Origin of the sequence: Mycobacterium sp. (genome assembly GCF_036488105.1) — a bacterium.
In the GTDB taxonomy this organism is placed as follows: domain Bacteria; phylum Actinomycetota; class Actinomycetes; order Mycobacteriales; family Mycobacteriaceae; genus Mycobacterium.
This window is the reverse complement of record NZ_DASXHW010000178.1, coordinates 1-1515: the sequence shown is the minus strand read 5'-3', so window position 1 is coordinate 1515 and position 1515 is coordinate 1. Positions and strand designations below refer to the sequence as shown.

1 protein-coding gene, 1 tRNA gene and 1 pseudogene are annotated in these 1515 nt (G+C 64.0%); 2 read left to right on the top strand and 1 reads right to left on the bottom strand.

Translation table 11 applies throughout. The features are described from left to right. Both VGH54_RS09325 and VGH54_RS09320 read left to right on the top strand, forming a co-directional pair. A pseudogene (locus VGH54_RS09325) lies at positions 1-131 on the top strand (MarR family transcriptional regulator); the annotation flags it as partial. A gap of 22 nt (positions 132-153) precedes the next feature. Next, a tRNA-Ser gene (locus tag VGH54_RS09320) sits at positions 154-243 on the top strand. Between the two features lie 45 nt (positions 244-288). Here VGH54_RS09320 and VGH54_RS09315 read toward each other — a convergent pair. Next, positions 289-1443, bottom strand: coding sequence for an IS481 family transposase (locus tag VGH54_RS09315; RefSeq protein WP_331511665.1), 1155 nt, complete (start codon positions 1441-1443; stop codon positions 289-291). Positions 1444-1515: the final 72 nt, after the last annotated feature.

Here is a 1515-nt window from a genome sequence, read left to right as displayed (position 1 = left end):
CGCAGCAGGCCATGGTGACCTACGCCGAGTGCGTGCGGACCAACTTTCTGGGCCAGTTGTCGCGTTCGCAGGTCGCCGCGATGGGGGAGAACTGCCGCCGGATCAGCGCCGCGCTGAAGCGATCCGGCTGACCCAGCCGCTACCCTTGTCCGCGGTGGCGTGGCAGAGCGGCCTAATGCACTCGCCTTGAAAGCGAGAGACGGCTAAAACCGTCCGGGGGTTCAAATCCCTCCGCCACCGCCAGTGTGATGTCTCGGGACATCGTGCACAGGTGTCTTGGGACATCGTTCACGTTTTGGGTTGTGGTTGGTAGTTCTTGGTGGGATCGAGTTGGAGTTCTCCTAGTAGGTGCCCGTCGGTGGTCGTGACTCGGATGTGTAGGTCGTGGATCAGGATGAGGACGTTGGTGCCGGCGTAGCGGCGGCCCATGCCGAGGTGGTGTAGTCGGCTGTTGTGGCGCAGGGTGAGCTTGCCGTTGGTGTCGATGCGGTCGTGGCGGATGCGGTAGGCCCCGCTGTGCAGTGGGGTGCCGGTGGGTGTTGCTTTTGGTCGGGCGAGGTAGGCCTGTCGTGGGGTGCGCCGGTGTAGTGCGCGGTGGGGCCGGACGGTGTTGTAGTAGGCGCGGAAGCGGTCGAGTTGGGCCTGGAGTTCTGTGATGGTCTGCGCCGGGGGCTGGTGGGTGAGCCATTTTTTGACGGTTTGGTGGAAGCGTTCGACTTTGCCGCAGGTTTGTGGGTGGTAGGGCCGGGAGTGGCAGAAGGCGATGCCACGGGTGTGCAGGGTGACTTCCAGGGCTACTCGGCCTTGTCGGCGGTAGCGGCCGGTGAAGACGGCGCCGTTGTCGCTGAGCAGGCTGGCTGGATTGCCGTAGGCCGCAGCGGCTTTGGTGAAGGTGGCCTCGACGTCGCGGGCTTTGAACACTGTTCGGGCGTGGCTGGCTAGGCAGAGCCGGGAGTGGTCGTCGAGGATGTTGAGGATCTCGGTGTCGGTGCCATCGGCCAGTGGCCAATGGGTGATGTCGAGTTGCCAGCGTTCGTTGGGTTGTTCGGCCTGGAAGCGGAGGTAGCTGCTCTTGGGGCGTTTGTGGGGTTGAGGGGTGACGAAGCCTCGGGCGGACAGGATCCGCCAGATCGTGGATACTGCGGGGCTGGTGCCGTGGCGTTGCTCGAGGTGAAATGCGATGGTGGCTGCGCCGGCTTCGTGCCCTTCGCGGTCGAGTTCCTTGCGCAGGGCGACGATCTCATTTTCGAGGTGTCTGGCAGTGCGCCCCGGGCTGGTCAGCGGTCGCCGTGAGCGGGTTTGCAGTCCGGCCTCGCCCTCGGCGAGGTAACGCTGGACGAGTGTGATCACCCAGCGTCGAGAAACCCCGTAGTCGCGGGCAACCTCACTTCTACTGCGTCCTTCGACCAGCACGGACGTGACCACCAGCTGCGGCATTCCCATCGCTCAACCCTTGTCCTCAGGTGTGAACGATGTCCCGAGACAGCTGTGAACGATGTTGTGAACTCACACACC